1 protein-coding gene is annotated in these 1,436 nt (G+C 71.0%); it reads left to right on the top strand.

The window, feature by feature from the left end:
- Positions 1-3: 3 nt before the first annotated feature.
- Positions 4-1,436, top strand: a 1,433-nt coding sequence (locus tag IE312_RS39220; protein ID WP_502266962.1) for a thiamine pyrophosphate-binding protein, incomplete at its 3' end; no start/stop codon positions are given.

The raw sequence follows: 1,436 nt of genomic DNA, 5'->3' as shown, positions 1-1,436 counted from the left end.
CCGATGACCGCCAATGAGGCAGACCCCGCCACCGAGGCGAAGAGCACCCGCTCCGAGGCTCCTGCCGAGGCCGCGAGTGACACACCCACCGGCAACCCCTTCCAGCCGCACCCCACCCTCCCCGAGGGGATGGGTGATCTCGACCGCCGCGCGATCGACACCGTGCGCGTGCTGGCGATGGATGCCGTACAGAAGACCGGCAACGGCCACCCCGGCACCGCGATGAGCATGGCCCCCACCGCCTACCTGCTGTTCCAGAAGTGGCTGCGCCACGACCCGAGCGATCCGAACTGGGTCGGCCGTGACCGCTTCGTGCTGTCGATGGGGCACTCGAGCCTCACCTTGTACATCCAGCTCTTCCTCTCCGGCTACGGCCTGGAGCTGGCCGACCTTCAGGCGCTGCGCACCTGGGGGTCTGCGACCCCGGGCCATCCCGAGGTCAACCACACACCGGGGGTGGAGACGACGACCGGCCCGCTCGGCCAGGGCGTCGGCAACGCCGTCGGCATGGCCATGGCCGCCCGCCGCGAGCGCGGCCTGCTGGACCCCGACGCCCCCGAGGGCGAGAGCGTCTTCGACCACACGATCTGGGCGTTCGCCTCCGACGGTGACCTGGAGGAGGGCGTCAGCGGTGAGGCGTCGTCGCTGGCCGGCACTCAGGAGCTGGGCAATCTGGTCCTGGTCTACGACGCCAACCGGATCTCGATCGAGGACGACACCGACGTCGCGTTCACCGAGGACGTCGGCAAGCGGTACGAGGCTTACGGCTGGCACGTGCAGCACGTCGACGACGGCGAGGACCTGGCCGCTGTCGACCGCGCGCTGGCCGCTGCCCGGGCCGAGACCGGCCGCCCGTCGCTGATCGTGCTGCACACGATCATCGGCTGGCCCGCGCCGAACAAGCAGAACACCGGAGCGGCCCACGGATCCGCGCTGGGCGAGGACGAGGTCCGGGCGACGAAGGAGATCCTCGGCTTCGATCCGGACAAGACTTTCGTGGTCGACCCGGAGGTGCTCGAGCACGCCCGCCGGGTCGCCGAGCGCGGCGCGCAGGCGCACGCGACGTGGCAGCAGCGCTTCGACGCGTGGCGGGCCGCCAACCCCGACGGTGCCGCGTTGCTTGATCGGCTGTCCACCCGTCGGCTGCCCCAGGGTTGGGCGGACGACCTGCCGGTCTGGGACGCCGATCCCAAGGGCGTGGCGACCCGGAAGGCTTCCGGTGAGGTCCTCGCCGCCCTGTACCCGGTCCTGCCGGAGCTGTGGGGCGGTTCGGCCGACCTGGCGGAGAGCAACAACACCGCGGTCAAGGGGGAGGCTTCGTTCCTGCCCGAGAGCAGGCAGACCAAGATGTGGTCGGGCGGCCCGTACGGTCGCACGCTGCACTTCGGCGTACGCGAGCACGCCATGGGCGCGATCATGAACGGCATCGCGCTGCA

Source organism: Streptomyces capoamus, assembly GCF_014654935.1.
GTDB lineage: Bacteria > Actinomycetota > Actinomycetes > Streptomycetales > Streptomycetaceae > Streptomyces > Streptomyces capoamus.
Note: the sequence above shows the minus strand (reverse complement) of the source record. Positions and strands in the feature narration are given on the sequence as shown.